Consider the following 24,520-nt stretch of genomic DNA (forward strand, 5'->3'; position numbering starts at 1 on the left):
CCAATCACTTTAATCTAAATTTCTCACTTCAAATGGTAAAAGCGTTTGTTCAATCTGTTTTCTATGTTGTTCATATTGTTCCGGTAACTTTAATTCCTCACCCATCGTCTCTAACGATTCATCATGAGCGAAACCAGGAGGATCTGTTGCAATTTCAAATAAGATTTCACCATGTTCTCTAAAATAAATCGCGTTAAAATAATTTCGATCTTGTACAGGAGTTACGTGATATCCAAAACGCGACACATACTCTTTCCAGTCTAGCTGATCAGCATCATCACTCGCTCTCCAGGCAATATGATGAACTGTGCCAACGCCCATTTGGCCACGACCGATTGTTGATAATTTCAAATCAATACTATTTCCAATGTCAGCAGAAGAACGGAATCGAACAAATTCGCCCTCTTCTCCAATTTTTTCAAGACCCATAATATGTTCTAACAATTCAGCTGTTTTTTGAGGCTGTGCAGATAAAAGAACAGCACCTCCAAACCCTTTAATTGCTACTTCTGGTGTAACTTCTCCAAAACTCCAATTGTTTAATTCGCCTGCTTCTCTTTCAACTAATTCTATATGCAAACCATGCGGATCATCAAATTCTAAATACTGCTCTCCAAAACGAGTCATTTTTGTATACGAAACATCGAATTTTTCTAATCTATTTTCCCAAAACTCCATTGTACCTTTTGGTACAACGTAAGACGTAATTCCTACTTGACCGTCCCCAATAATACCTTGACGAGCACCTGCCCATGGGAAAAACGTAATAATTGTTCCAGGCTTTCCTCCTTCATTTCCAAAATAAAGATGGTACGTACCTGGATCATCAAAATTCACTGTTTGTTTCACTAAACGTAACCCTAATACACCAGCATAAAAGTCTACATTTTCTTGTGGATGCCCTACAATCGCTGTAATGTGATGGATTCCCATTGTTTTCTTTTCCATTTCTTCCACTCCTTTTTTATTTCATTATAAAAATTCTTTTACATTTAAATTCATTATTCATTTTGTCCATGCTACAAAGTAAAATCCGTTATAATAATTTCATCTCGAATTCGAGATATTAATTACAAAATTACACATTAGCGTCTAACTTATCGGGATTATCTCGATTTCAAGATAGTTTCCAAAAAACATTTACTCACTCTAAAATCATAATAAAACTTGATTTAGAATGTCATTTATCTCAACCTCAATACTTATTATAAGTTACTTACTTTTCTTTGTCAATAAGTTACTTATTTCATTTAAAAAGAAAAGAGAGTAAACGTTATTCACCGTCTACTCTCTTTTCAAATCATTTCGTTTCTTCTTTCAGTACTGCTTCCATCTCATTAAATTCACGATGAACTGCCTTAACGGGTTCTTTCGTTAATAAACTTACAACGATAACAGTTAATAAACTACAGAAGAATCCAGGTACCATTTCATACATAATTGCTTTTAAACTTGGAATTTGTACCCATGCTATAACAACTACTGCACCGACAATCATACCAGCAAGAACGCCCCATTTGTTCGTTCTCTTCCAATATAAACTTAATAAAATAGCGGGTCCAAATGCTGAACCAAATCCTGCCCAAGCATAACCTACAAGTGTTAAAATTGTATCACTTGGATGATACGCTAAAACAACTGCTATCATAGCCACTACTAATACTGATAATCTACCGATAAATACAAGTTCTTTGTCACTTGCGTTACGACGGAAAAATGTTTTATAAAAGTCTTCCGTTACTGCACTTGAAATAACAAGTAATTGTGAGGAAATACTACTCATAATCGAAGCCAAAATAGCTGATAATAAAAATCCTGTAATGTATGGATGGAATAAAATATTTGAGAATGTTACAAAGACCATTTCTGGGTCTTGTAATATCGCATTATTTTTAGCATAATAGGCGATACCAATTAGACCAGTAAGCATTGCACCTATAATTGAAATCGTCATCCAACCGATACCGATTCTACGAGAAGTTTTTAAATCTTTAATAGAGGTAATTGCCATAAAGCGGACAATAATATGTGGTTGACCAAAATATCCAAGGCCCCATGCTAAAAAGGAAATAATCCCTAATACTGTAGTCCCTTTAAACATATCCAAATGCGATGCATCGACTTGCTTAATCGTATTAAATGTTTCTGTTACACCACCGACATCCGTAAAAGCAACAATTGGCACTAATACAAGCGCAATAAACATAATACAACCTTGCACAAAGTCCGTCCAACTTACGGCTAGAAAGCCACCGAATAGTGTATACGCAACAACGACACCCACTGTTACAAATAAACCAATTTTATAATCAAGGTTAAAAGAATTTTCAAACAAACGTCCACCTGAAACTAAACCAGCCGACGCATAAAATGTGAAAAATACTAAAATGACGATAGCGGAGACAAAACGAAGTATTTTCGTACGATCTTTAAACCGATTCTCTAAAAAGTCTGGAATCGTAATTGAATCATTTGCCACTTCTGTATACGTTCGTAAACGCGGGGCAATGATTAAATAGTTTGCATACGCACCTATTAATAAACCTATCGCAATCCATACACTTGATAATCCTGTTGCATACATCGCACCAGGTAATCCCATTAGCATCCAACCACTCATGTCAGAAGCACCAGCTGATAAAGCTGTAACTGCTGGACCGAGTCCCCTCCCGCCTAACATATAATCTGATAAATCGGATGTCTTCTTATAAGACCAATATCCGATATACAACATACCTGCCATATAAATAGCAAGCGATACCATAATTTCAATCTTCACCAAATCTCTCCCTTAGTCCATAAGCCATTCAAAATTTCGAAAAATGACTTTTTCTATTTTCTTGTTTTCGCTTATGGTTCCCTACCTTAACAAACATTTTTTGTTCTTTCAAGTGAACGAGCACTTTTTATTACATGTGAAAACCTTTATAAACGCCTTTATCCCAGTGGATTACAATGATTTTTTAAGGAATTAAAGTAATAATATTCAGAAAATTAAACGGTGTTTTTTCACACCTTATTTTCATTCGTTTACCCGATAAATTTTAAAAGAAAAAAGCCATACAAATGTATGACTTTTAGCTTATTGACGTCTCAATTTTCTCTTTCTCTACATATACTTTACGAAATTTCATATAACATCCAATACGCCAAGGTACTATATAACAAACCGCAAGAGTGTAGAAAAGAATGCCGATTGACTTTGGATCTAGACCTTGTAAATGTCTTCTAAAATAAGCACGTAAAAGAACGATAACTAAAAATGTAGCAATAAAAGCGATACTTTTTTTTGCATAAATTTGACCATCTTCTCTGACTTCATACCCACTTAAAATAATAAGTGGAATTGACAATAGCAGTCCGATCCCAGCAGCTATACAAATTTGCCAACCAGCAAGTTGTATCGGTGCTGCGTATAAAGAAAAACCTGGTAATAAGAAAAATAATGGCAATAGTAGTCGTCTTCCTTTATTATTAATTGGTCGATTCATAGAGCGCATGCGTCTAAATATAACGAGCCCTATGACGAGTAAAAAAATTGTAATACTGTAAGAACCTTGTTGCAAGTGAATCTCTCCCTAAAAATAGTCATTTTTAAAAATACTTCCCTATTATACTCCTAATTTTTCCAAAAATATGATTATTCCTTAAAAAAATCTTACATATCAAATATACTTTTAGGTTTGATTTACTATAGGAAACAATTCCGAAAGAGGAACTACTCTCCCCACCTCGTCTTTAAACACAATATGCTCTCTAGTTAAATGGCGCGGGCTCTTCACTCCCGCCGCTGCCGCTAATGAAAATAAACTATATCTCATACTAATAATATAATTCATGACTCGCCACTTCTTCTCATACGGATCTAACGCTTTTTGATAATGCGGATTCGTCGTGGCTACACCAGATGGACATTGGCCAGAATTACATTGAAGGGCCATAATACAGCCGCTTGCCATCATAAATCCGCGGGCTGAACTTACAGCATCCGCCCCAATCGCTAAAGCAATCGCTACTTTATCTGGTGTGATTAATTTACCCGATGCAAATACTTTAAACTTGTTACGAACACCATAATGGTTTGCTGTATCAATAAATGTAAGTAATGCTGGAATAAGCGGCAGTCCCATACAATCTGCCATCGATTTATACGTTGCCCCTGACCCGCCTTCTGAACCGTCTATTGTAATAAAATCTGGATAAATGTTTAGTTCTTTCATTGTTTTTATTAAATCTTCCAAAGGCTTCTGCTGACCAATTACAATTTTCATTCCAACTGGTTTACCGCCGCTTTCTTGCAACTGTTGAATAAAATAAAGTGTATCCGCTGCATTCTTTAAAAATGAAAATCGATTCGGTGAATTAATCGTCTCTCCCTTTCGGACGTTGCGAACAAACGCAATTTTCTCATTTACTTTTTGCCCCTCTAAATGACCACCACGTATTTTAGCACCTTGCCCAAATTTCAATTCGAATGCTCTAATATTACTTTCTTTCACTTTCTCCATGAATTTTCCCATTGAAAAATTACCGTCTTCATCACGGTATCCAAATAACCCTGGACCAATTTGCGCAACGATATTCGCTCCTGTATGTAAATGTTCTGGAATAACGCCACCTTCACCCGTATTAATCCACGACCCGCCTGCCATTTTTGCTCCAAGACCACTCGCTAAAATATAATTTTCTCCAATCGCACCATAAGAAGTCGCAGATGCACCAAACATGCCATGTAGCTTCCACGGATATTTACGGTTCTCACCGACTATAATTGCATCATCTTCTTCGTACAGCCAAAGATTCGTTGTATCCGCTGTCAATTTTTCTCTTCTTGAAAATAACCCTTCTTTATGAATCACGTACTTTTTACCTTCTCGCTCTTGCGTGAGATTCACACTTAATTCCTCCGTTAATATCGGAAATAATGTATTAGCAATATAATATCCAGAAGCTTCAAAATCTCGTTTTGATCCAAAACCAAGTATTTCAGAGCGATATTTCGCTAAAAACATAACACTTTGAAAATCATAACGTGAGAAAGGCTTTCCATCCGTATCATGATCAAACCAATATTGTCGAAATTCAGGCCCTATCTTTTCCAGTAAGTAGCGCATTCTTCCTAAGTACGGATGTAATTTTAAAATAGAATGATGTGTTCGTTTTTTTATAAAAAATGTAATGATAAAAAAGACGATTAAAAGCAACATTAAAAATAGTAATATACTAATAATAACGAGTAGCGTTTCACTCATCCCGCTTCCCCCTATGAAATTCCATAATAAAAAGAGAACACTAGATGTGTTCTCCTTTTATCTTTATTCATACTAACGTAACAAGATGCTCTTTCGCGTCATATTCAACTAAACTTTCAGCGTGTTTAATTCGATGAACAAAGTCTGGATTAGCAATTAACGGTCTTCCGAATGCCGCTACATCAATCGTTCCTTCTTGCAACGCTTCTTCGGCCTCTTTCGGATTTAAATTACCAACCCCAACAATCGTACCATCCCAATATTTTCTTACTAGTTGATGAAAATTCTTTCCGTCAGCAATCTCTTGGGTATAATTCATCGTTGAAGGATGGATCATCGTTAATCCAACCTCTTTAAACATATTTATGAACGTTTCAATTGCAAACTCAGGGTTTTCCCACATATAAGTAGGATTATCACCTTTGAAAGCAGAGAAACGAAGAAGTGTTTTATTAGCTCCAACAGCTTCTATTACAGCTGCCGTTACTTCTTTCATAAACGTTAACCTTTGTTTTAAATCACCGCCATATTTATCTGTTCGCTTATTCGCAAACTCATACGTAAATTGATCGATTAAATATCCGTGTGCACCGTGAATTTCTACTCCATCAAATCCAGCTTCGATCGCATTTTTCGCAGCTTGTGCGTATTGATCGATCACTTCTTGTATTTCTTCTAACGTCATTGCTTCTGGCATATCAAACGGTTTACGAAAGCGTGGAACATTTCCCTCTGCAGCGATAGCCGACGGCGCTTGTGGCATTTGACCACCAATTATTTCATGATGACTCATACGCCCAACATGCCATATTTGAGCAATAATCGTCCCGCCTTCTTTATGTACTGCCTCTGTAACAGGTTTCCAAGAATCGATTTGTTCTTGTGTATAAATACCTGGTACTCCTGGGTTTCCTTTTGCTCTCGGACTAATGACAATTCCTTCTGTAATAATTAGTCCAATTCCATCCGCAGCACGTTTTCTGTAGTACTCCACTACATCCGCACCAACTACTCCAGTCTCATTATCTGCAAAGCATCTTGTCATCGGTGCCATCGCTATACGATTACGAAGAGACCAAGCTCCAACTTGAATTGGATCAAACAACTTTGTTTCTTCAACGTTTTCAAAAAATCCCCCAGCATTTACATTTGTTCCTTCATAAATACTCGCTGCTTTATTACTTGAACTTGTCATTTTTCTTCCCCCTAAAAAATCTTACTATAATCGCATCATACTTACTTTTAGATAGTAACGTCAATTTTTACGACTTTAAAATAAAAAAATTCGAATATTCAAAAAACAAAATTCTATAAATAATATTAAAAAGGTTTCCTTAGGAGGAAACCTTTTTTGTTGACCATATATGGCTGTCAATTCGTTTATCTCTTTAATAAAAAAGCACCTTATCAATAGAAGTGAAAATGGTTCAGTATTCTTCTAAAAATAATAACTTATATACCTAAAACAATGAAAGCCCTACCTCTCTTTCATCCTTACGGCTCCTCGTCCGTGCCAGTGTGAATCAGGATTGCAAAAATCAAGTAACTATTTTATCGAAGTATTCAATTAAACTTCGAACATTCATAAATGAAATTAAAAAATAAAAATGGATTTGATTGTAGTAATAACAATAGAGGTAATGCTCTAAAAGTGGTTTGAAAGAGTTGAATGTCTTTGAAATGATAAATTTTCTATAATTATGTTCCCAAAAAATTCAAGATCTTTTTTGGGATATAATACATTATTTGTAATGAACCTTAACAAAAGCTTTTTATCTGATTTTCTGTGATACCTTCAATTAATCCCAGTTCACTAATCAAAAATTCATATGCGTTATCTAACATCTTCTTTTCGCTTGCATTAAGTGCTTTTTCTTTCTGTATACGCATTAAATCACGCACAACTTCAGCACCTTCTTGCATTTTACCCGTCTTTATTTTATCAGTGTTCAATTTATACCTTTGTTTCCACGTAAGTAATCTATCTGATTCCCCATGTTGAAAAATATCCATTATGTGTGCTAATGCGGTTATATCCGTAACTGGACGTATATTCGAATTCAATATTCTCCCTGCTGGAATCATTAGTTCCATATTACTAGCCGACATTTTTATAACATAATACTGTTGTTTTTCTCCTGAGATTTCCTTCTCTTCTATGGCTTTAATTATACCTGCTCCCTGCATTGGATAAACAATGTTATCGCCAATTTGAAACAAATAATCCACCTCCATATATGGTAACCTTCTCAAGCTTAACACACTTTTAGTTTTTAGTAAAATTTATATTTTATCATAAAATTATTTTACACGTCAACACTTCAGAAGCAAGAAATTAAATTTACACAATAAACTATAAAAATCGCAATTCCATTAACGGTTCCACACACATTCATTCTCTTTTAATACAAAAACACATCACTACATTTAAGTAGTGATGTGTTTTTGTTAAGGCATAAATAAAGATCTACTTTTTCGTCTATATACTAACTTGCTTACTAACCGTTTCCCTCGCTAAAAGAAAACTCATAATCACTTGCGCTGCTACTCTACTCGTCATATCTCTGAAATCAAGAGTTGGATCAATCTCTACTATATCCATCCCTTGAACGAGCGGTTCTTTACCAAGGAATTCAATCGCATCTAGTAAAGTCGTACTATCCATTCCACCAGGCCCAATTGCTGGACAACCTGGTGCAAACGCTTGGTCTAGCACATCCATATCAAGAGAAATATAAATAGAAGTCACACCTTGATTTCTTAATAATTCAATACTTTCCGTGATAATATCTTTTATTTCTCGCTCTCGTACGTCTTTCATTGTATACACTGTTACACCATGCTCTATTGCATATTCATGGTACGCACGTGCATTAGAAAAATTACGAATTCCAATTTGAACAAGTTGTTTCCCTGTAATGACATCATTTTCTAGTAAACTACGGAATGGTGTACCATTTGACGGGCCTCCATCATCTAAATTACGTAAATCATGATGAGCATCAAATTGAATAATCCCGACCTTTCCTTTACTGTTTGCAAAGCCTGTTATACTCGGAAAACTAATCGAGTGGTCACCACCAAGAACGATTGGTATCATGTTCGGATTTACTTTCGTTACATGACCAACTGTTTTCGCAATTCGGTTATGACTTTCTTTTATATCCGTCACATGCATCGTAATATCGCCGCAATCATATAAGACACTTTCTTTCATATCGTGTTCTTCTGTAATTGCATATGTGCTGTATGCATCTAACATCGCACGAATTGTCTTTGGAGCAAAACTCGCTCCTGAATGACTAATAGATGGTTTAGAAAGGGGTGCTCCAATTAAGGCAGCACCGAATATTTCTACACCTTCCTCCCAATCTTTAATCATCTCACTCCATTTTGTCACTTCACGATCAATAAACTTTGCGTTTTTCTTTAAATAGTGGCCGTGCTCCACGATTGTTCACCTCTTGTATATGCAATATTACCATTCTTCCATACTGTATTCACATGACTTACGCCGTAATGATACGGTACGTAAGCATAATTGTAAGCATCCCATAAAACTAAATCTGCCTTACGACCAACTCTAATTTTCCCAGCTACATCACCACGGTTAATGGCATATGATGAGTTAACCGTTACGGCATTCCAAACTTCTTCTGGTGTCATTTTCAGTTTTAGCATCGCAATGCTCATAATAAGCTGAATATTTTCAGTTGGACAGCTACCTGGGTTAAAGTCTGTAGCTAACGCAACTGCAACACCTTCATCAATCATTTTACGACCACGAGCAAAGCTTTCTTTATTTAAATAGAAAGTTGTTCCTGGTAATAATGTTGCTACTGTATTCGAGTTTGCAAGCATTTCAATCCCTTTATCAGAAGCGCCAACTAGATGGTCTGCTGATGCTGCACCGATTTCTGCCGCTGCTTCCGCACCACCAAGAGGGTCGATTTCATCTGCATGAATTTTCACATCAAAGCCAAGCTCTTTCGCTTTTAATAAAAATTCTTTTGATTCTTCTACTGAGAACACACCTGTTTCACAGAAAATATCAACGAATTCCGCCAATTGTTTCTCTTTCATTTCTGGTAATAGGTCTAACATCCATTGTAAAAATTCTTTCGATCTACCTTTATATTCTTTCGGAACTGCATGAGCACCTAAAAATGTGGAAACTAAATCGATTGAATGCTCTTTTTGTAATTGTGCAGTTGCCTCTAATTGTTTCCATTCCGTCTCATCATCTAATCCGTAACCACTCTTCGCTTCTACAGTTGTAACGCCGAAAGATAGCATACGGTCTAAATGGAATTTCGCTTTTTGAACAAGTTCTTCTTTCGACGCCTGTTTCGTTGCATTTACAGTTGAAAGAATACCTCCGCCTTGTTCTAAAATTTCTAAGTACGGAACTCCTTGTAATTTTAGCGCAATTTCATTTTCACGAGATCCACCAAATACAAGATGGGTATGCGGATCAACAAGACCAGGAGAAACCATTTTCCCCCCGCAATCAATAACTTCTTTCGCTTGTAATCCTTTCGCTTCTTCCGCTGTTCCAACGAAAGTGATTACACCATTTTCAATTCCAACCGCACCGTTTTCGATAACAGGAAGCGTGTTCATCGCTTCTCGTCTTAACAAGCCATCTTCTTGATCCATTGTTAGTAATTGACCGATATTTATTAGTAAAGTGTCCAGCATGTTTTCTCCTCCTTATTTCATCATTGGAATGTTAACGCCTTTTTCTTTCGCAGTTTCCACAGCTAAGTCATATCCAGCATCCACGTGACGAACAACACCCATACCAGGGTCAGAAGTTAATACGCGCTCAATACGTTTTGCTGCTGCTTCTGTTCCATCTGCAACAATAACCATTCCAGCGTGAAGTGAATAACCCATACCAACGCCACCACCGTGGTGAACAGATACCCAGCTCGCACCGTTTACACTATTAATTAATGCATTTAAAATTGGCCAGTCAGCTACTGCATCACTACCGTCTTTCATCGCTTCTGTTTCACGGTTTGGAGATGCTACTGATCCGCAATCTAAATGGTCACGACCAATAACAATCGGTGCTGATAATTCACCATTTGCAACCATTTCATTAATGATGCGACCAAATTTCGCACGCTCACCGTAACCTAACCAACAAATACGTGATGGAAGTCCTTGGAACTCAACTTGTTGACGTGCCATACGAATCCAGTTACATAAATGTTCATTATCAGCGAACTCACGTAAAATTACTTCGTCTGTTTTATAAATATCTTCTGGATCACCAGAAAGTGCTACCCAGCGGAATGGCCCTTTTCCTTCACAGAATAATGGACGAATAAATGCTGGAACGAATCCTGGGAAATCGAAAGCATTTTTCAAACCTTCATCGAAAGCAACTTGGCGAATGTTATTTCCATAATCAAATGTAATTGCACCTTTTTCTTGCATCGCAAGCATCGCTTCCACATGTTTTGTCATACTTTCTTTTGATAATTGTACGTAACGTTCTGGATCTTTTTCACGAAGTTTCGCTGCTTCTTCTAATGTGTAACCTACTGGAATATAACCGTTTAATGGATCATGAGCAGATGTTTGATCTGTAACTAAATCTGGCGTAATATCACGCTTCACTAGTTCTGGTAAAATCTCTGCCGCATTTCCTAGCAAGCCAATTGAAATTGGTTCTTTCTTCTCTTTATACTCGTTCGCAACAGTTAATGCTTCTTCTAATGATTCTGTATACATGTCACAATATCTCTTTTCAATACGACGATCGATGCTACGCTTATCAACATCAATAGCAATGACAACACCGCCGTTCATCGTTACAGCAAGAGGTTGTGCACCACCCATACCACCTAAACCAGCAGTAAGTGTTAATGTACCTTTTAATGAACCGTCGAAATGTTGACGAGCTGCTTCACCAAATGTTTCATATGTTCCTTGTAGAATCCCTTGTGTTCCAATGTAAATCCAGCTACCAGCTGTCATTTGTCCGTACATCATAAGACCTTTTTTCTCTAGTTCTCGGAAGTGATCCCAGTTTGCCCATTTTGGTACTAAGTTTGAGTTCGCTAACAGAACGCGAGGTGCATCTTCATGTGATTTAAAAATGGCAACTGGTTTTCCTGATTGAACAAGTAACGTTTCATCGCTTTCTAACGTTTTTAATGAATCTACAATCGCCTGATAGCTTTCCCAGTTACGAGCTGCACGGCCAATTCCGCCATACACAACTAATTCTTCTGGTTTTTCAGCAACTTCCGGATCTAAATTGTTCATTAGCATACGAAGTGCAGCTTCTTGCACCCACCCTTTCGTTTGTAACTCTGTACCTCTTGGCGCGCGAATTGTTTGTTGTACTTTTTCCATTTCAATCTCTCCCTTTTCTCATTTTATAGTGCTGCGTTTACATCCAATCTTTCTTTTATCGAATAATTCGTTTTTAACCAATGTGCAATATTTTCAATATCCGTTGAGAAGATGCGATCATTTGTAATAGATGGTACTTGCTGACGCCCTTGATGGTAGAAGCTCTTCGTCACTGTACTCATGTTTTCAATTCCACGATATTCTGCCGCTTGCATCGCACAAATCATTTCAATTGAAAGAACACGTCTTACATTTTGAATAATTTGATGTGCATGACGTGAAGCGATTGTTCCCATACTTACGTGATCTTCTTGGTTAGCTGATGACGGGATTGAATCAACACTCGCTGGATGTGCTAACGTTTTATTTTCAGAAACTAGTGACGCTGCAGCATATTGCATAATCATTGCACCAGACTGAAGTCCTGGTTCTGGACTTAAAAATGGCGGTAAATCGTTTAACTGCGGATTTACTAAACGCTCAATACGACGCTCTGAAATGTTTGCAAGTTCCGCCATTCCTACTTTTAAGAAGTCCATCGCAAATGCAATCGGTTGACCATGGAAATTACCACCTGAAATTACTTTTTCCCCGCCATCAAAGATTAGCGGATTATCTGTTGCGGCATTCATTTCAATTTCTAATTTTTCTTTCACATAATTCAAAACTTGCCAAGAAGCACCGTGTACTTGCGGGATACAACGAAGTGAATAGGCATCCTGTACACGTAGTTCTCCTTGTTTTGTTGTTAACTTACTATCATGAAGAATGTCACGAATTCTGCTTGCTACATCCACTTGCTCTTTATAGCCACGTGCTTTATGAACATTTTCATCAAATGCATCAATAATGCCTTGTAACCCTTCAATTGTCATCGAAGCAATTAGTTCAGCTTGATACGCCGTTGCTTCTGCTTCTATATAAGAAAGAACTCCTTGTGCTGTCATCGCCTGCGTACCATTAATTAACGCAAGACCTTCTTTCGCTTCAAGTTCAATTGGTTCAAGCCCTTCTTCTGTAAGAGCAACCATTGCATGAACGCGTTTCCCTTTATAGAACACTTCACCTTCGCCTAATAATACGAGCGCAAGATGAGATAAAGGTGCTAAATCTCCACTTGCACCAAGTGAACCTTGTTGCGGAACGACTGGATGAATTTTACGATTTACAAACTCAAGAAGCATATTTACAACAAGCGGCCTTACGCCTGATACTCCTTTAAGCATCGTGTTCGCTCGTAAAATTAACATTCCGCGCGATACTTCTTCCGGGAATGGATCACCTATCCCACATGCATGTGACTGAATTAAATTATGTTGAAGTGCCTTTACATCATCTTTTTGGATAAGCACATCACTAAACTTTCCAAATCCAGTTGTAATACCGTAAACGACTTTTCCGTCCTCTACAATTTTCTCAACTACTTCGCGGCACTCCGCTACCTTTTGCATACTAGTTGGACAAGCTGTTACACCTTCTCCTTCCAGTAATAACCTCTTCATTTCTTCAACTGTCAATGTATGTCCTGTTAACGTAATCATCATTTTTCCTCCTTAAAAAGGCAAAAGGGGACCTTATCTTTTTAAGACAGACTTCTGTCCTAAAAAAGTAAGGCCCCCTTCTAACTAATAGACTATGGGCAAATCATATGTGATTAATTCCTAAACCAATCGCCTCATGCTCAGATCCTTTTACAGGTGCACCAATCGTTCCATATAATGCAACAGCAACCCATTCGCCTTCTTTTTTCCCGTCGTATGGTGTACCGCGCACAATCGCAAAACGAAGTCCTACTGTACGAAGAACGTCTGCTAACTGAATTTGACCTCTCGTCACTCCGTACAAAGCTTCCATAATTGCATGATAAAGTGCATGTGTTTCTCTGTAAACGTCTGTTTCAATAACTTGGTTGCTTTTAGCCGCTGTTTCCATTGCTGCGACAACCTTTTGCGAATTCATCGAACCCACTTTCCCCGTACAATACTTCCAACCTTTTGGAATGGATAATACAGGACTTTCATTCTCATCCGCAAGTGCCAACAGCATGGCCATACGACCAATTCGATGTGTTCCTTGAAGAAGCATGTGACTCTCTCATTTCTTTTGAATTATTTGAATATTACTTAATTTAAGAATATATGAAAACGGTTAAATCGTCAATAGTTTAAAATCATATTCAAACATTTTTTTCATCCCCCTAATTTTGTGTACACAAATGATTTACACAAAATTTCCAGACGTGCTATAGTCTCACTAACAGATGCAAAGGGGCGAAATTTCAGTGACAAAACGAAAAGATATTCATTTTCGAATTGAAGAGAAATTACTTGAAAGGTTTGAATCAGCACTCCATTACGAAGGTTTAAAGAAAACAGATGTATTAACACATGCAATCCAACAATTTTGCACAAAGGTGGAATGTGACAAAATGAATGATGTAAAACGACAATATAACGTTAGCAACCATTTACAAACACGCATCGACACACATACACATTACGAAGAAAAACACGTAGATTTAGATAAGATCGTCATTGAACATTTACACCTTCAAGGGGATGAAAACATATTAGAGGTTGGGTGCGCTAGTGGAAAATTCCTTTCCCTTTTACAAACAAATGGTCATAAAGGCCCATTAACCGGGTTTGATCAATCCGAAGCTATGCTTGCTGAAGCTGCTAAAATAAATAACTTAATAGAATGGAAACGAGGGGACGCTAGTAAACTTCCTTTCGAAACAAATTGTTATGACCTAATAATTGCAAGACATATGTTATACCATGTGAAAGATGTTGAAAAAACAATTCAAGGCTTTTATAAAGTCATTCGTTCTGGCGGAACACTTTTAGCTACAACAAATTCTAAAGTTTCATTACCTCGTATAGTTGAAATGTGTAACAACATGCTTGACGCATTTGATCTACCGAAAACATCACCAGCAGTCTCTCCATTTTGTTTAGAAAATGGTAAAGAGATAGTAGCATCTGCTTTTCCAACGGTTGAAGAAACAGTTATTCATAATGCGCTCGTTTTTCATCATGCTACCCCAATAGTAAACTATATTTCCAGCATGTTTCCATCGTTAAATATACCCGATAATATGTATCTTCAAGCCGAGATGAAAGAATGGCTAACAGAAGAAATCAACAAGGAATTATCGCTCCATAACGGTATATGGCGCGATCCAAAAACGTTAGTAATTTATCGGTGTAAAAAAGCTAGCATTTGCTAGCTTTTACACGTTTTCTCGTAAAAGTTTCTCCATTACTACATTGCCTTTACCACAATAAAAATCTGTATTATGTTCGTCTGCCACTCCAAAATAAGAGGCAATCGCTATTCCAAATGGTACAAATGCATGCCCTTGTGCTGTAATGCTATTTGAGTGTTGCACAACTTCTTCATACACGAAATTTTCTACTGGAAAACACTCAAATTTTTGATAATCTATAGTCGCAGTATAAGAAATCCCTTTAAATAACCCTGCTTTTGCTAGCGCATACGGTCCAGCACAAATTGCCGCCACTAATTTTTCTTGTTCGTGAAATTGACGAATGACTGAAAAAAGAGATTTCGCATCTTTCAACTGTACTTCTTCTCCACCTGGAATAAGTACCCCCTCATACTAATCTACACGTACTTCACTTACTTCTATATGTGGTTGCACTTGCAAACCTGTTTCACTTATAATCAATTCTTTTGTTAAGCCCGCTGTAATGATTTCAAATTTATTTTTCAGCAACGCCGTCGCTACTGTTATTTCAAACTCCGCAAATGTTGGGTATACAAATAAAAGTATTTTTTTCATAGCCCTCTCTCCTTTAACCAGTCCATAAAATATACCTCTAAATCGTCAACTGTTAATCTATTTGTGTCCACATAAGTTACAGGAAATTGTTTATACCAGTCTTTTTCAGTTTCTGCTAATTTAAATTGCTCCTCAAATGTACTTCTGTTTCTTGTTCTATCATTATTTTTTCTATCATATACATTCTTTTTCGTAACATCTAAGTAAAAAATCACATCCGAACGGCATTCTCTTAATTTATATAATTCATCTTTCAATTCAGTTTCTATATCCCACTCTTCTCCTATAATCGTTGGATAAAAGAGTGTAAAAAACTCAATGTCTTCTGGTCCGCGATCAAAAATTACGACTGAATCTTTCACATTTTGAAACTCCTTTATTTTTGCTTCCATAAACATTTTTTGATTCATAATAAACCCTACTTTTGAATTCATATCTAAATTCAATTTTTTTCGCTTCTCTACAATTGGATATGGATTTTCATATATAACTCGAAACCCTCTCTTTTCTAACCTTTTTGCTAATGTTGTTTTTCCGCTAGCCATCGGCCCTTGCAGTGAAATTACGTATGTCACACCTCTCATTCCCTTACACTTTAGTACACCTATAATATACAGAATCTTGAAAACTCTCAACATTATATATATCATCTTGTTTCTTATTCTTATCTAACTTATAATGAAAAATAGAGATTATGACGGACGCATCAATAATGTAAGCTTGGAAATCCAAGCTTACATTATTTTTTGCTTTCCCTTTTCTAATAAAAAGAGTATACTAGATTAGAACGTATGTTCTTAATAATTACATACAGTAAGGAGATAGAACAATGGTATACGACACAAAAGCAATTTCTTGGAATGAATCTTTAAAACAACTTCAACGCCGCTATACAAACAAACAAGTTGACCGAAAAGAATTTGAGGATATTGAACTGATGGAATTCTTCCGCGATAACGACTACATTTCTTTACCTACACACATAAGCGGCCTATCAAAAACACGTTTTACTTCTTACTCTATTTTCACAACTGAAGATAAAGATCGTAAAGTTGGCACATTAATCATTGAATATGTAGAAGATGATAATAATAATTTACATGTGGAACAACTATACTTTGTTTAAATGATAACGCTTGGTCAAAATGACCAAGCGTTCTTGCTTTCTATGAATCTCACTGTATATAATATGAATAAAAGAAAACCGCTATCATTAAGGGGGGATATGCTTGCTCGAAGGATGGTTCAGTTGGTTCATTGTATTATGGACGGTTATTTTATTAGGGCTTATGTCTATCGGTGGATACTTTATGTTCAGAAAATTTTTAAAACGTTTACCAAAAGAAGACGGCATGTCCATTTTGGATTGGGAAGAACACTACATAAATAAAACGAGACATTTATGGGCTGACGAACAAAAACAATTGTTAGAAGAGCTTGTAAGTCCTGTTCCAGAACTATTTCGCGATGTTGCAAAATCAAAGATTGCTGGAAAAATCGGGGAACTTGCATTACAAGAAAATGCCTCTCAAATTACACAAGACTTAATTATTAAAGGATATATCATTGCCACACCAAAGCGTGATCATAAATTTTTAATTAAAAAACTACAAGAAAAAAAGATTGATTATTCTAACTATCGATCTTTACTCGCAAAGTAACTTCATATTATTTTCGATAAAAAAGACAGCGCCTTTGACGCTGTCTTTTTATTTGGTACATATACAGTTTTTAAGTTAGCTTCATATCTTTTTCATTATAAAAACCATCTTCTTTTTCCATTTCCTTTTGTAATTTCGTAAAGGAACGGTACATGGCAATTCTCCATGACACAATCATCGCGAACGCCAGTAAGAAGAACATGCCACTAAGTTGTCCTAAATCAAGAGATTGGCTTAAGTATGTTTTAAATACAATCCGCACGACAAGTAATCCAATTAATATAAAAACAAAGGCTTTTGAACGCTTCAAATAAATCTCTTGTCCTCTAATTTCAAATTTAGATGTTTTAATAAGAAAAATAGAGAAAAACAAACCGACGCCAATTGCTTCTAACATTTCCGCTGGAGTTAATCGAAATTCAGGAAAAACATACATCAATGCTCCCGTGCTCATAAAAAATGGCGGAAGTATAATTTTTTTCAATGTTGCAGGTTTCTTAGCTGCTTTTAAACGAATAAACATCGCACCGACAGCCATACAAACAGCAACGATACTTGATAAAAGAACTATGTTCATATTTTCTCATCCTTTTTTGTGGCTATATGCAAAATATACTTTCATTATATGCTTTTCCGTTAGTATTTCCAACATTTTCGCAGAATAATACTAAAAACCGGTAAAACCACCAAATAAACTTGAGAAATATACGATAATTTTCGTCATCCAGTTAAAGTATAGGAAGACCCCCATAACAATCATAATATATCCTCCGACTTTCATGAAGGCCATACTATTTCTTTTAATCCAAGACATTTTCGTAATAAAGAATGACAGTACGAAAAACGGGATAGCAAATCCAAGTATGTAAGCAATCATGTAAATCATTGCTGATTCTGGGTTTGTTGCTGCTAATCCAATTACCGACACTAGAATTGGTCCGGTACATGGCGTCCACCCTGCTGCAAAGGCTAATCCAATTAGTACTGATCCAAAATAGCCACTTGGACGATTTTTAAATGTAAATTTACGGTCTTGCATTAAAAATTTCGGCTTAAACACCCCGACAATAATTAAGCCGAACACGATGATAAATATACCACCTAACTGTCTGATTAAATCTTTATAGTCAGTAAAGATTCCTCCAATAAAACTTGTACCAAATCCAATTGCAATAAATATAATTGAAAATCCAAGTAAGAAAAACGCTGTATGTATCATACTTCTTTTGCGAAGCATTGCATTTTCTTCTTTCAATTCAGAAACCGACATACCTGTTATGTACGATAAAAATGCCGGATAAAGCGGTAAGCAACATGGGGAAATAAATGATAAGAACCCGGCGCCAAACGCTAAAAAAATACTAATATCTTGCATCATTCCACTCCTCTCCCTAAATATTGTAACAAAAACACATAAAAATACTATGAACAATTCGTGAAATCACTTTTACAACGTGGCAATAAGAAAAAAGTACTTCCTCACAGTTTCTAATAAAACGTTTTCATTTCCTTCTATTATATAGAAAAAACTCAAATGGATTATGAAACTCCTTTAATTGTCATTACCATAACAAAGGTAACATAGTTTCTCAAATAATTAGCACGTTACTAGTACGTCTATATACATATTGGTTTAAAAAATATTTTTTTCAAATGCTGGCTCTATACAATGCAAAGTTGATTTTATAATACTTCTACTATTAATAATTTCAAGATTATGCATAAATATCATACTTTTATTATTATTCTATAAAATGTCATACTTTTCTTTCATTTGACCCTTTATTTCTAATTTTGTATACTTCCCTCTAGTTATATATTTTCGATACGGAACAACTTCATATAGATGGGAGGAATTTTTCATACTTCGTTATTCTCTTTTAGTTTTATTAGGAGCGTGTAGTTATGGAATTTTAGCTATTTTTGTTAAGCTTGCATATGCAGAAGGATTTTCACTTGGAGAGGTAATTGGCAGCCAATATTTGTTCGGTTGGATTATTTTGCTTGCTATTACACTTCTATTTTCTAGACATCGCGTTCCTTTAAAGCAAGCATTACTTTTATTCGTTGCAGGAACATCTGCAAGTTTTACCGGAATTTTTTATTATGCTTCATTAAAAACTGTACCAGCTTCTATTGCAATTATTCTTTTATTCCAATTTGTTTGGGTCGGAATTATCATTGAAGCAGTCGCAACAAAAACATTACCTTCAAGAGAAAAAGTTATTTCTGTTATTTTCTTACTTGTAGGGACATTTTTATCAAGTGGTTTACTTGAACAATCAGCAGGTGCTTTCGATACGACTGGGATCATTTTAGGTTTATTATCTGCTGTTACATTCGCAACATACATTTTCGTGAGCGGAAAAGTTGCTGTTGAAGTACCTTCATTACCGCGCGGTGTTCTCTTAATGACTGGTGCTTTAACTTTAGTCATGATTGTATTCCCACCAACATTTATTTTTAATGGTGCCATTTCTCAAGGTCTTTGGAAATACGGTTTAGGATTAGGAACATTTAGTATCGTAATTCCATCTATTGCCTTTACAATCGGTATTCCAAAAATCGGTTCTGGCTTAGCAACTATTCTTGGTGCAGCGGAACTACCAGTTACAACAATTATGTCCGTATTCGTTTTAAAAGAGGCTGTACTATCTTCACAATGGTTCGGTGTATCACTTATTTTAATCGGGATTGCAATCCCGCAAATTGCATACGCAATGCGTGGACGTTATCGTAAACATCATACGCATAAAAAAGTCGCAGCATAAAGTGAAACTTTAATTAGTTGAACCAATCGGACTGCCCATTAATACGGGATAAACGAGAGAGGATTTTCATTTGAGAATCCTCTCTTTTATTGTTGTATACTTATGATAAATATTTTGCTGAAGAAAGAAGGCATACTACATGGTATCTATTTCAAATCAACTAAAAGAAAAACTTATTTCCATCCGTCGACATTTACATGAGTATCCAGAACTATCATATGAAGAGTTCGAAACAACAAAAGCAATAAAAAATTGGTTAGAAGAAAAAAACATTACTATCATTGACTCCAATTTAGAAACAGGAATTATCGCTGAAGTGTCTGGTAATAAAAACGGGCCAATTGTAGCAGTTCGTGCTGATATTGATGCCCTTCCTATTCAAGAAGAAACACATTTGTCCTATGCATCTAAAGTACGAGGGAAAATGCATGCTTGTGGACACGATTTTCATACAGCTGCCATTTTAGGTACTGCTTTCTTATTAAAAGAAAGAGAATCTTCCCTAAATGGAACGGTTCGCTTCATATTCCAACCAGCTGAAGAAAGTAGTAATGGCGCTTGCAAAGTTATTGATGCTGGACATTTACGTAATGTGCAAGCGATTTTCGGCATGCATAATAAACCTGATTTACCAGTAGGTACAATTGGCATTAAAGATGGTCCACTGATGGCTGGAGTTGATCGATTTGAAATTGAAATTCACGGAGTTGGTACACACGCGGCTGTACCAGATGCTGGCGTAGATCCTATTGTCGCATCCTCTCAAATTGTGATGGCACTGCAAACAATTGTAAGCCGAAATATAAGTTCATCTCATAATGCAGTTGTTAGTGTTACAAATATTCACGCAGGAAATACGTGGAACGTGATTCCTGAAAAAGCTACGTTAGAAGGAACGATTCGCACGTTCCAAGCTGAAACACGTGAAAAGATTCCAGCACTCATGGAGCGTATTATTAAAGGTGTATCTGATGCATTAGGTGTAAAAACGAAATTCCGTTTTTATTCAGGTCCTCCTGCTGTTCACAACGATAAAGCTCTTACAGACTTATCTACTCAAGTTGCCACAAAGATGAATCTTAATATCATCTCGCCTAGTCTATCAATGGCTGGAGAAGATTTCTCATTTTACCAACAGGAAATACCAGGTTCATTCGTCTTTATGGGAACGAGCGGTACACATGAATGGCATCATCCTGCTTTTACAATTAATGAAGAGGCACTGCCTATAAGTGCAGAATACTTTGCTTTACTAGCCGAAAGAGCACTTAAACAATTCTCATAAAAAAAAGCCGTTCAAAGTGCATCTCAGCACCCTGAACGGCTTTTCTTATTAAGTTAAATCACGTTTTAAAAACACAGTATATGAAATACATAAAAATACGAACAAATAAAGTAGCAACATACATGATGCAAACGGGAATGTTACTCCATCAATAAAACTTCCGTTCTTTGAAATACTATATAAATCTGTGTTTGCTGGCAATAAATATTTCGCCCAGTTATATCTAGTGGCTGCTAATAACGCAATATTGCCTGATAAAGCAAGGAATAGTGAAATACCAATTGCACCTCCACTAGATCTCGTTAACACAGAAATCATAAATGCAAACGATGCGTACACAACCGTTGGTAACCACGATAAAACATAATATTTACTTGCTTCTACAAAAATGTTTTGTTTTATTATATTTCCATCTTGGAAAATAAACTCACTCCATGCAGGCTGTTGGAATTTATAAATAACAAGTCCACATAAAGCGGAGAAGATCATATTAAATATAAATAATAAAGCTGCAAATATAACGATTGCTAAAAATTTTGCTGTTAAAATTTTAAAGCGACTCGCTGGTCGTATCGTTAAAAATTTATATGTTCCCCAGCTATATTCATTCGCAAAAATTGTACTTGCATACACGAGGATAAATGGGAGCAAAATTGGAAATACGATAAAACCTGTATCTCTCATGAAAGAAAGTGGAGAACTGCTTGCCGGTGCTGTATCCGTATCTAAATGCTTCATCTTAAGCTGGTATTCTTTTACAAGCTCATCCCCTGATTTTTCTGCTAAAATAGCTTCTTTTTTCATGCCAAGCTTTTTCTCAATTTCTACAGTTCGTTCTGTATAATCTACTTTCCATCCTTTTGTTTCCGGTTCAAAATACTTTACCGTAACCCATCCTAATCCGATTATTAATACTGCAATAACTGCAAATGGAATAATCGTTCGCTTCCGCTTAAATATTTTATACAGTTCGTTATATACTAAATTAAACAATATCTTTTCCCCCTGTTAATTCTAAAAATTGCTCTTCTAACGTTTTTCTTTCTTCATATACACGATACACTTGAATATTTTTCTCAAGCAATGTACGAATAACATTTGGGATTTCTTCATCTTTTACATTAATAAGTAATTCATTATCTTTTACTAAAACATCATGCCCTAATATTTCTGCTGCTTTATTCGCATCATCTACACGTATACGGATCGTCTCCATCTCTTCGCTTTGGCTATGCTGAATATTTTGCGTAGCCACATATTCCCCGTGCTGAATAATGATAACTCTGTCACACATTAATTCAACTTCTGAAAGTAAGTGACTTGATACAAGTACAGCTTTTCCTTGTTCATGTGCAATTTTTTTTATGTACATTCTCATTTCATGTATTCCACTAGGGTCTAATCCATTTGTCGGTTCATCTAGTATCAACACGTCTGGATCGTGAATAAGTGCCTGAGCGATTCCTAAACGTTGTCTCATGCCGAGTGAATACGCTTTTACTTTGCGATCAATTACTTGTCCCATCCCTAACAATTTCACTACTTCATCGATACGTTCTTCGGTCACATTACCATTCATTCGTCCGAAATATGTTAAATTTTCATAGCCGCTCAAAAAAGGATAAAATTCAGGTGTCTCAATTACCGCTCCAATTTTCGCAGCTGTTTTTTCGAATTGCTGTTTCACAGATTGACCATCAAGCCATACTTCACCTTCTGTCATACGGATCATACCAACCATCATTCTCATTAAAGTCGTTTTTCCAGCACCGTTTGGTCCGAGTAAACCGACAACCTCGCCTTTTTTCACTTCAAAACTAATATTTTGTACAAGTGTCTTTGATCCGATTCGCTTCGTTAACCGATCGACTTTTACAATTGATTGTTCATTTGTCATTCTATACAACCTTTCCTTCCCATTCTTTGTCAGGTCTTTTCACTGTAACATGATTATTTTTATGTGTAAAATGGAAAAAGGCATGATTTCTCATGCCTTTTTCTTGAAATGCAACGAATTTTTATCTTGTAAACTTTGAACAAATCGAAAACATTGCCCCATCGATAATAGAAGGATAACAATCATAATTATACTCACTACTACTATTGCATATATTGTAATCGGTGCACTATTTATCCCTTGTATTCCTGCTATTCTTATAAAAATAATCGTAAATAATTTTAAAAATAACATCCCATTAACTAATCCAAAAACAAACGCTGCTCCATAAATGAATAATTGCTCCTGACATAATAAACATAGTACTTCTTTTCTTTTTATATTTTCTGCTACATAAGATGTAAACTCCTCTCTCCTCACTAGCAAAAGGGAGTACATCATTTTATATGTAGTAAAAATACATATGAAAATTAGTACAATAAACAGTGTGTAAAAATACATTTGAAATACAAATGCATCCCCTACTTTCAAAATAGCTCCTTCATTAAATTGTAACGATATCATAAAAAACAAAATCATAATACTCATAGCAATCCACATAAATTGCTTCATCCTTTTGGTAGCAAATGTTCTTATATTTTTTCTCGCTAACCGACATAAAGACATAAAATTCTTCCCCTACCTTATTACATACGCATTCTATACTACTAGTGTATAAAAATATGACATTTTAAACATCGCACTACAATCGGAATTTCTTCTAAGTCTTTAGTCCTAGAAAACGAAATGATAAAAAATCACATTTAGAATATAATTGTAAAAAGGAGGAGATTGCATGCGTATAAAATTACTATCAATCTTGTTTTTATTATTACTCACAAGTTGTAGCCAAATAAAAAACAATGAAGTTGCCATTGTTGAGCCATACAAATTAACAAAAGAGCAAGCTTCTATTTTACAAATGACTCCTTTTCAAGAAGGAAATAGCATGTTTTATAACGTTACGCTTAAAAATGATAAAGATGAAATAAATGCTACAATTGATTATTATAACAATGGTAAAAAAACAAAAGAAATTGCTAATATAGCTACCTCACATTTTTCAAAAAAGAAAGTAAAGCTTTCTTTTTTACCACCACATTTCCAATTCGATAAAGATATACAAGAAAAAAGGCAGTGGTATATGAATATTGAAGGTGCTTCAACGCTTGTTCATGAAGAAGCACCACCAAGCGTAAATAGCTCCGCAACTACTACAATCCAATCTATAAAAAATTTAAAATACAATCAAAAAACAATTTTAGCTGCTGTAATCCAAACAAGTAAAGAAACTGTAAGCGTTCCTACCATTGATGAAGAAACAGGTATTGATCTACTCTTAAAAGAAAATGAACACGTTTATCTATTCAGTATCGAGCTAAAAAAAGAACAATAAAGCGGAAATGCAACTTAAGTTGCATTTCCGCTTTATTGT

Annotated in this window: 23 protein-coding genes and 2 pseudogenes; 6 read left to right on the forward strand and 19 right to left on the reverse strand. The window is 35.7% G+C overall.

The window, feature by feature from the left end:
• Positions 1–9: 9 nt before the first annotated feature.
• The 11 genes from MHH55_RS12210 to hutP all read right to left on the reverse strand — a co-directional run bounded on the left by MHH55_RS12210 (position 10) and on the right by hutP (position 13,709).
• Positions 10–948: a ring-cleaving dioxygenase gene (locus MHH55_RS12210; protein ID WP_078186348.1), complete on the reverse strand. Its 939-nt coding sequence runs from the start codon at positions 946–948 to the stop codon at positions 10–12.
• 352 nt (positions 949–1,300) lie between these two features.
• Positions 1,301–2,779 carry a sodium/proline symporter PutP gene (gene putP, locus MHH55_RS12215; RefSeq protein WP_139362416.1) on the reverse strand — a complete coding sequence of 493 codons (1,479 nt, stop codon included), beginning with the start codon at positions 2,777–2,779 and terminating at the stop codon, positions 1,301–1,303.
• A 298-nt stretch (positions 2,780–3,077) separates the two neighbouring features.
• Positions 3,078–3,566: a CcdC family protein gene (locus MHH55_RS12220; RefSeq protein WP_001183921.1), complete on the reverse strand. Its 489-nt coding sequence runs from the start codon at positions 3,564–3,566 to the stop codon at positions 3,078–3,080.
• Between the two features lie 111 nt (positions 3,567–3,677).
• Entirely contained in the window at positions 3,678–5,252 is a 1,575-nt protein-coding gene (locus MHH55_RS12225) for an FMN-binding glutamate synthase family protein (protein ID WP_000005167.1), read from the reverse strand.
• Positions 5,253–5,319: 67 nt separating this feature from the next.
• Positions 5,320–6,447, reverse strand: coding sequence for an alkene reductase (locus MHH55_RS12230; RefSeq protein WP_000204580.1), 1,128 nt, complete (start codon positions 6,445–6,447; stop codon positions 5,320–5,322).
• 563 nt (positions 6,448–7,010) lie between these two features.
• Positions 7,011–7,472: a CarD family transcriptional regulator gene (locus MHH55_RS12235; protein ID WP_170317877.1), complete on the reverse strand. Its 462-nt coding sequence runs from the start codon at positions 7,470–7,472 to the stop codon at positions 7,011–7,013.
• Positions 7,473–7,731: 259 nt separating this feature from the next.
• Complete coding sequence (gene hutG, locus MHH55_RS12240; protein WP_000399838.1) at positions 7,732–8,703, reverse strand: formimidoylglutamase; 972 nt, start codon at positions 8,701–8,703, stop codon at positions 7,732–7,734.
• Positions 8,682–9,953, reverse strand: a complete 1,272-nt coding sequence (hutI, locus tag MHH55_RS12245) for an imidazolonepropionase (protein ID WP_000887531.1) — start codon at positions 9,951–9,953, stop codon at positions 8,682–8,684. Before hutI ends, hutG begins: the two co-directional genes overlap by 22 nt.
• Positions 9,954–9,965: 12 nt before the next feature.
• Complete coding sequence (gene hutU, locus MHH55_RS12250; protein WP_000416944.1) at positions 9,966–11,624, reverse strand: urocanate hydratase; 1,659 nt, start codon at positions 11,622–11,624, stop codon at positions 9,966–9,968.
• A 23-nt stretch (positions 11,625–11,647) separates the two neighbouring features.
• On the reverse strand, positions 11,648–13,165 hold the full coding sequence (hutH, locus tag MHH55_RS12255; RefSeq protein ID WP_000631874.1) for a histidine ammonia-lyase: 1,518 nt from the start codon (positions 13,163–13,165) through the stop codon (positions 11,648–11,650).
• A gap of 103 nt (positions 13,166–13,268) precedes the next feature.
• Positions 13,269–13,709, reverse strand: coding sequence for a hut operon transcriptional regulator HutP (gene hutP, locus MHH55_RS12260; RefSeq protein ID WP_000926516.1), 441 nt, complete (start codon positions 13,707–13,709; stop codon positions 13,269–13,271).
• Positions 13,710–13,905: 196 nt separating this feature from the next.
• Here hutP and MHH55_RS12265 point away from each other — a divergent pair, with 196 nt between their 5' ends.
• Entirely contained in the window at positions 13,906–14,856 is a 951-nt protein-coding gene (locus MHH55_RS12265) for a class I SAM-dependent methyltransferase (protein WP_000166759.1), read from the forward strand.
• 3 nt (positions 14,857–14,859) lie between these two features.
• Here MHH55_RS12265 and MHH55_RS12270 read toward each other — a convergent pair.
• A pseudogene (locus tag MHH55_RS12270) lies at positions 14,860–15,432 on the reverse strand (DJ-1/PfpI family protein).
• On the reverse strand, positions 15,429–16,016 hold the full coding sequence (locus tag MHH55_RS12275) for an AAA family ATPase (protein WP_002041639.1): 588 nt from the start codon (positions 16,014–16,016) through the stop codon (positions 15,429–15,431). Before MHH55_RS12275 ends, MHH55_RS12270 begins: the two are co-directional and overlap by 4 nt.
• A gap of 245 nt (positions 16,017–16,261) precedes the next feature.
• Between MHH55_RS12275 and MHH55_RS12280 the strand changes: the two genes are divergently transcribed.
• A complete protein-coding gene (locus MHH55_RS12280) occupies positions 16,262–16,558 on the forward strand; it encodes a hypothetical protein (protein WP_000262401.1) in 297 nt (98 codons plus the stop codon).
• A gap of 103 nt (positions 16,559–16,661) precedes the next feature.
• Positions 16,662–17,093: a DUF2621 domain-containing protein gene (locus tag MHH55_RS12285; protein WP_000889373.1), complete on the forward strand. Its 432-nt coding sequence runs from the start codon at positions 16,662–16,664 to the stop codon at positions 17,091–17,093.
• Between the two features lie 70 nt (positions 17,094–17,163).
• Here MHH55_RS12285 and MHH55_RS12290 read toward each other — a convergent pair whose 3' ends face one another.
• The 3 genes and pseudogenes from MHH55_RS12290 to MHH55_RS12300 form a co-directional block, all read right to left on the reverse strand.
• Complete coding sequence (locus MHH55_RS12290) at positions 17,164–17,670, reverse strand: CcdC family protein (RefSeq protein ID WP_001028439.1); 507 nt, start codon at positions 17,668–17,670, stop codon at positions 17,164–17,166.
• Positions 17,671–17,760: 90 nt separating this feature from the next.
• A complete protein-coding gene (ccdA, locus tag MHH55_RS12295) occupies positions 17,761–18,468 on the reverse strand; it encodes a cytochrome c-type biogenesis protein CcdA (RefSeq protein WP_001152676.1) in 708 nt (235 codons plus the stop codon).
• Between the two features lie 16 nt (positions 18,469–18,484).
• Positions 18,485–18,633, reverse strand: a pseudogene (locus MHH55_RS12300) (peptidase T).
• A 322-nt stretch (positions 18,634–18,955) separates the two neighbouring features.
• Here MHH55_RS12300 and MHH55_RS12305 point away from each other — a divergent pair.
• Complete coding sequence (locus MHH55_RS12305; RefSeq protein WP_000947043.1) at positions 18,956–19,864, forward strand: EamA family transporter; 909 nt, start codon at positions 18,956–18,958, stop codon at positions 19,862–19,864.
• A gap of 139 nt (positions 19,865–20,003) precedes the next feature.
• Positions 20,004–21,149, forward strand: a complete 1,146-nt coding sequence (locus tag MHH55_RS12310; RefSeq protein ID WP_000253675.1) for a M20 peptidase aminoacylase family protein — start codon at positions 20,004–20,006, stop codon at positions 21,147–21,149.
• 48 nt (positions 21,150–21,197) lie between these two features.
• On the opposite strand, the gene MHH55_RS12315 is transcribed toward MHH55_RS12310, so the two are convergent.
• From MHH55_RS12315 to MHH55_RS12325, 3 genes are all read right to left on the reverse strand, one after another.
• The gene (locus MHH55_RS12315) at positions 21,198–22,142 is read right to left on the reverse strand and encodes an ABC transporter permease (protein ID WP_000482759.1); all 945 of its coding nucleotides are present in this window, start codon (positions 22,140–22,142) and stop codon (positions 21,198–21,200) included.
• Complete coding sequence (locus MHH55_RS12320; protein ID WP_139362415.1) at positions 22,135–23,046, reverse strand: ATP-binding cassette domain-containing protein; 912 nt, start codon at positions 23,044–23,046, stop codon at positions 22,135–22,137. Before MHH55_RS12320 ends, MHH55_RS12315 begins: the two co-directional genes overlap by 8 nt.
• 90 nt (positions 23,047–23,136) lie before the next feature.
• Positions 23,137–23,712, reverse strand: a complete 576-nt coding sequence (locus tag MHH55_RS12325; protein WP_075678002.1) for an ABC transporter permease — start codon at positions 23,710–23,712, stop codon at positions 23,137–23,139.
• A 169-nt stretch (positions 23,713–23,881) separates the two neighbouring features.
• Here MHH55_RS12325 and MHH55_RS12330 point away from each other — a divergent pair, with 169 nt between their 5' ends.
• Entirely contained in the window at positions 23,882–24,481 is a 600-nt protein-coding gene (locus tag MHH55_RS12330) for a hypothetical protein (protein WP_025687645.1), read from the forward strand.
• Positions 24,482–24,520 lie beyond the last annotated feature (39 nt).

Origin of the sequence: Bacillus sp. FSL K6-2944 (assembly GCF_038005385.1) — a bacterium.
In the GTDB taxonomy this organism is placed as follows: domain Bacteria; phylum Bacillota; class Bacilli; order Bacillales; family Bacillaceae_G; genus Bacillus_A; species Bacillus_A cereus.

What these genes read in the sequence shown, in the direction of transcription:
- hutP (WP_000926516.1), bottom strand. Translation starts at nt 13,709, where the DNA reads ATGCTTCTTCAAGGAACACATCGAATTGGTCGTATGGCCATGCTGTTG.
- MHH55_RS12325 (WP_075678002.1), bottom strand. Translation starts at nt 23,712, where the DNA reads ATGTCTTTATGTCGGTTAGCGAGAAAAAATATAAGAACATTTGCTACC.
- MHH55_RS12210 (WP_078186348.1), bottom strand. Translation starts at nt 948, where the DNA reads ATGGAAAAGAAAACAATGGGAATCCATCACATTACAGCGATTGTAGGG.
- MHH55_RS12320 (WP_139362415.1), bottom strand. Translation starts at nt 23,046, where the DNA reads ATGACAAATGAACAATCAATTGTAAAAGTCGATCGGTTAACGAAGCGA.
- MHH55_RS12290 (WP_001028439.1), bottom strand. Translation starts at nt 17,670, where the DNA reads ATGAACATAGTTCTTTTATCAAGTATCGTTGCTGTTTGTATGGCTGTC.
- hutI (WP_000887531.1), bottom strand. Translation starts at nt 9,953, where the DNA reads ATGCTGGACACTTTACTAATAAATATCGGTCAATTACTAACAATGGAT.
- MHH55_RS12280 (WP_000262401.1), top strand. Translation starts at nt 16,262, where the DNA reads ATGGTATACGACACAAAAGCAATTTCTTGGAATGAATCTTTAAAACAA.
- MHH55_RS12225 (WP_000005167.1), bottom strand. Translation starts at nt 5,252, where the DNA reads ATGAGTGAAACGCTACTCGTTATTATTAGTATATTACTATTTTTAATG.
- hutU (WP_000416944.1), bottom strand. Translation starts at nt 11,624, where the DNA reads ATGGAAAAAGTACAACAAACAATTCGCGCGCCAAGAGGTACAGAGTTA.
- ccdA (WP_001152676.1), bottom strand. Translation starts at nt 18,468, where the DNA reads ATGCAAGATATTAGTATTTTTTTAGCGTTTGGCGCCGGGTTCTTATCA.
- hutH (WP_000631874.1), bottom strand. Translation starts at nt 13,165, where the DNA reads ATGATTACGTTAACAGGACATACATTGACAGTTGAAGAAATGAAGAGG.
- MHH55_RS12310 (WP_000253675.1), top strand. Translation starts at nt 20,004, where the DNA reads ATGGTATCTATTTCAAATCAACTAAAAGAAAAACTTATTTCCATCCGT.
- MHH55_RS12330 (WP_025687645.1), top strand. Translation starts at nt 23,882, where the DNA reads ATGCGTATAAAATTACTATCAATCTTGTTTTTATTATTACTCACAAGT.
- MHH55_RS12230 (WP_000204580.1), bottom strand. Translation starts at nt 6,447, where the DNA reads ATGACAAGTTCAAGTAATAAAGCAGCGAGTATTTATGAAGGAACAAAT.
- MHH55_RS12275 (WP_002041639.1), bottom strand. Translation starts at nt 16,016, where the DNA reads ATGAGAGGTGTGACATACGTAATTTCACTGCAAGGGCCGATGGCTAGC.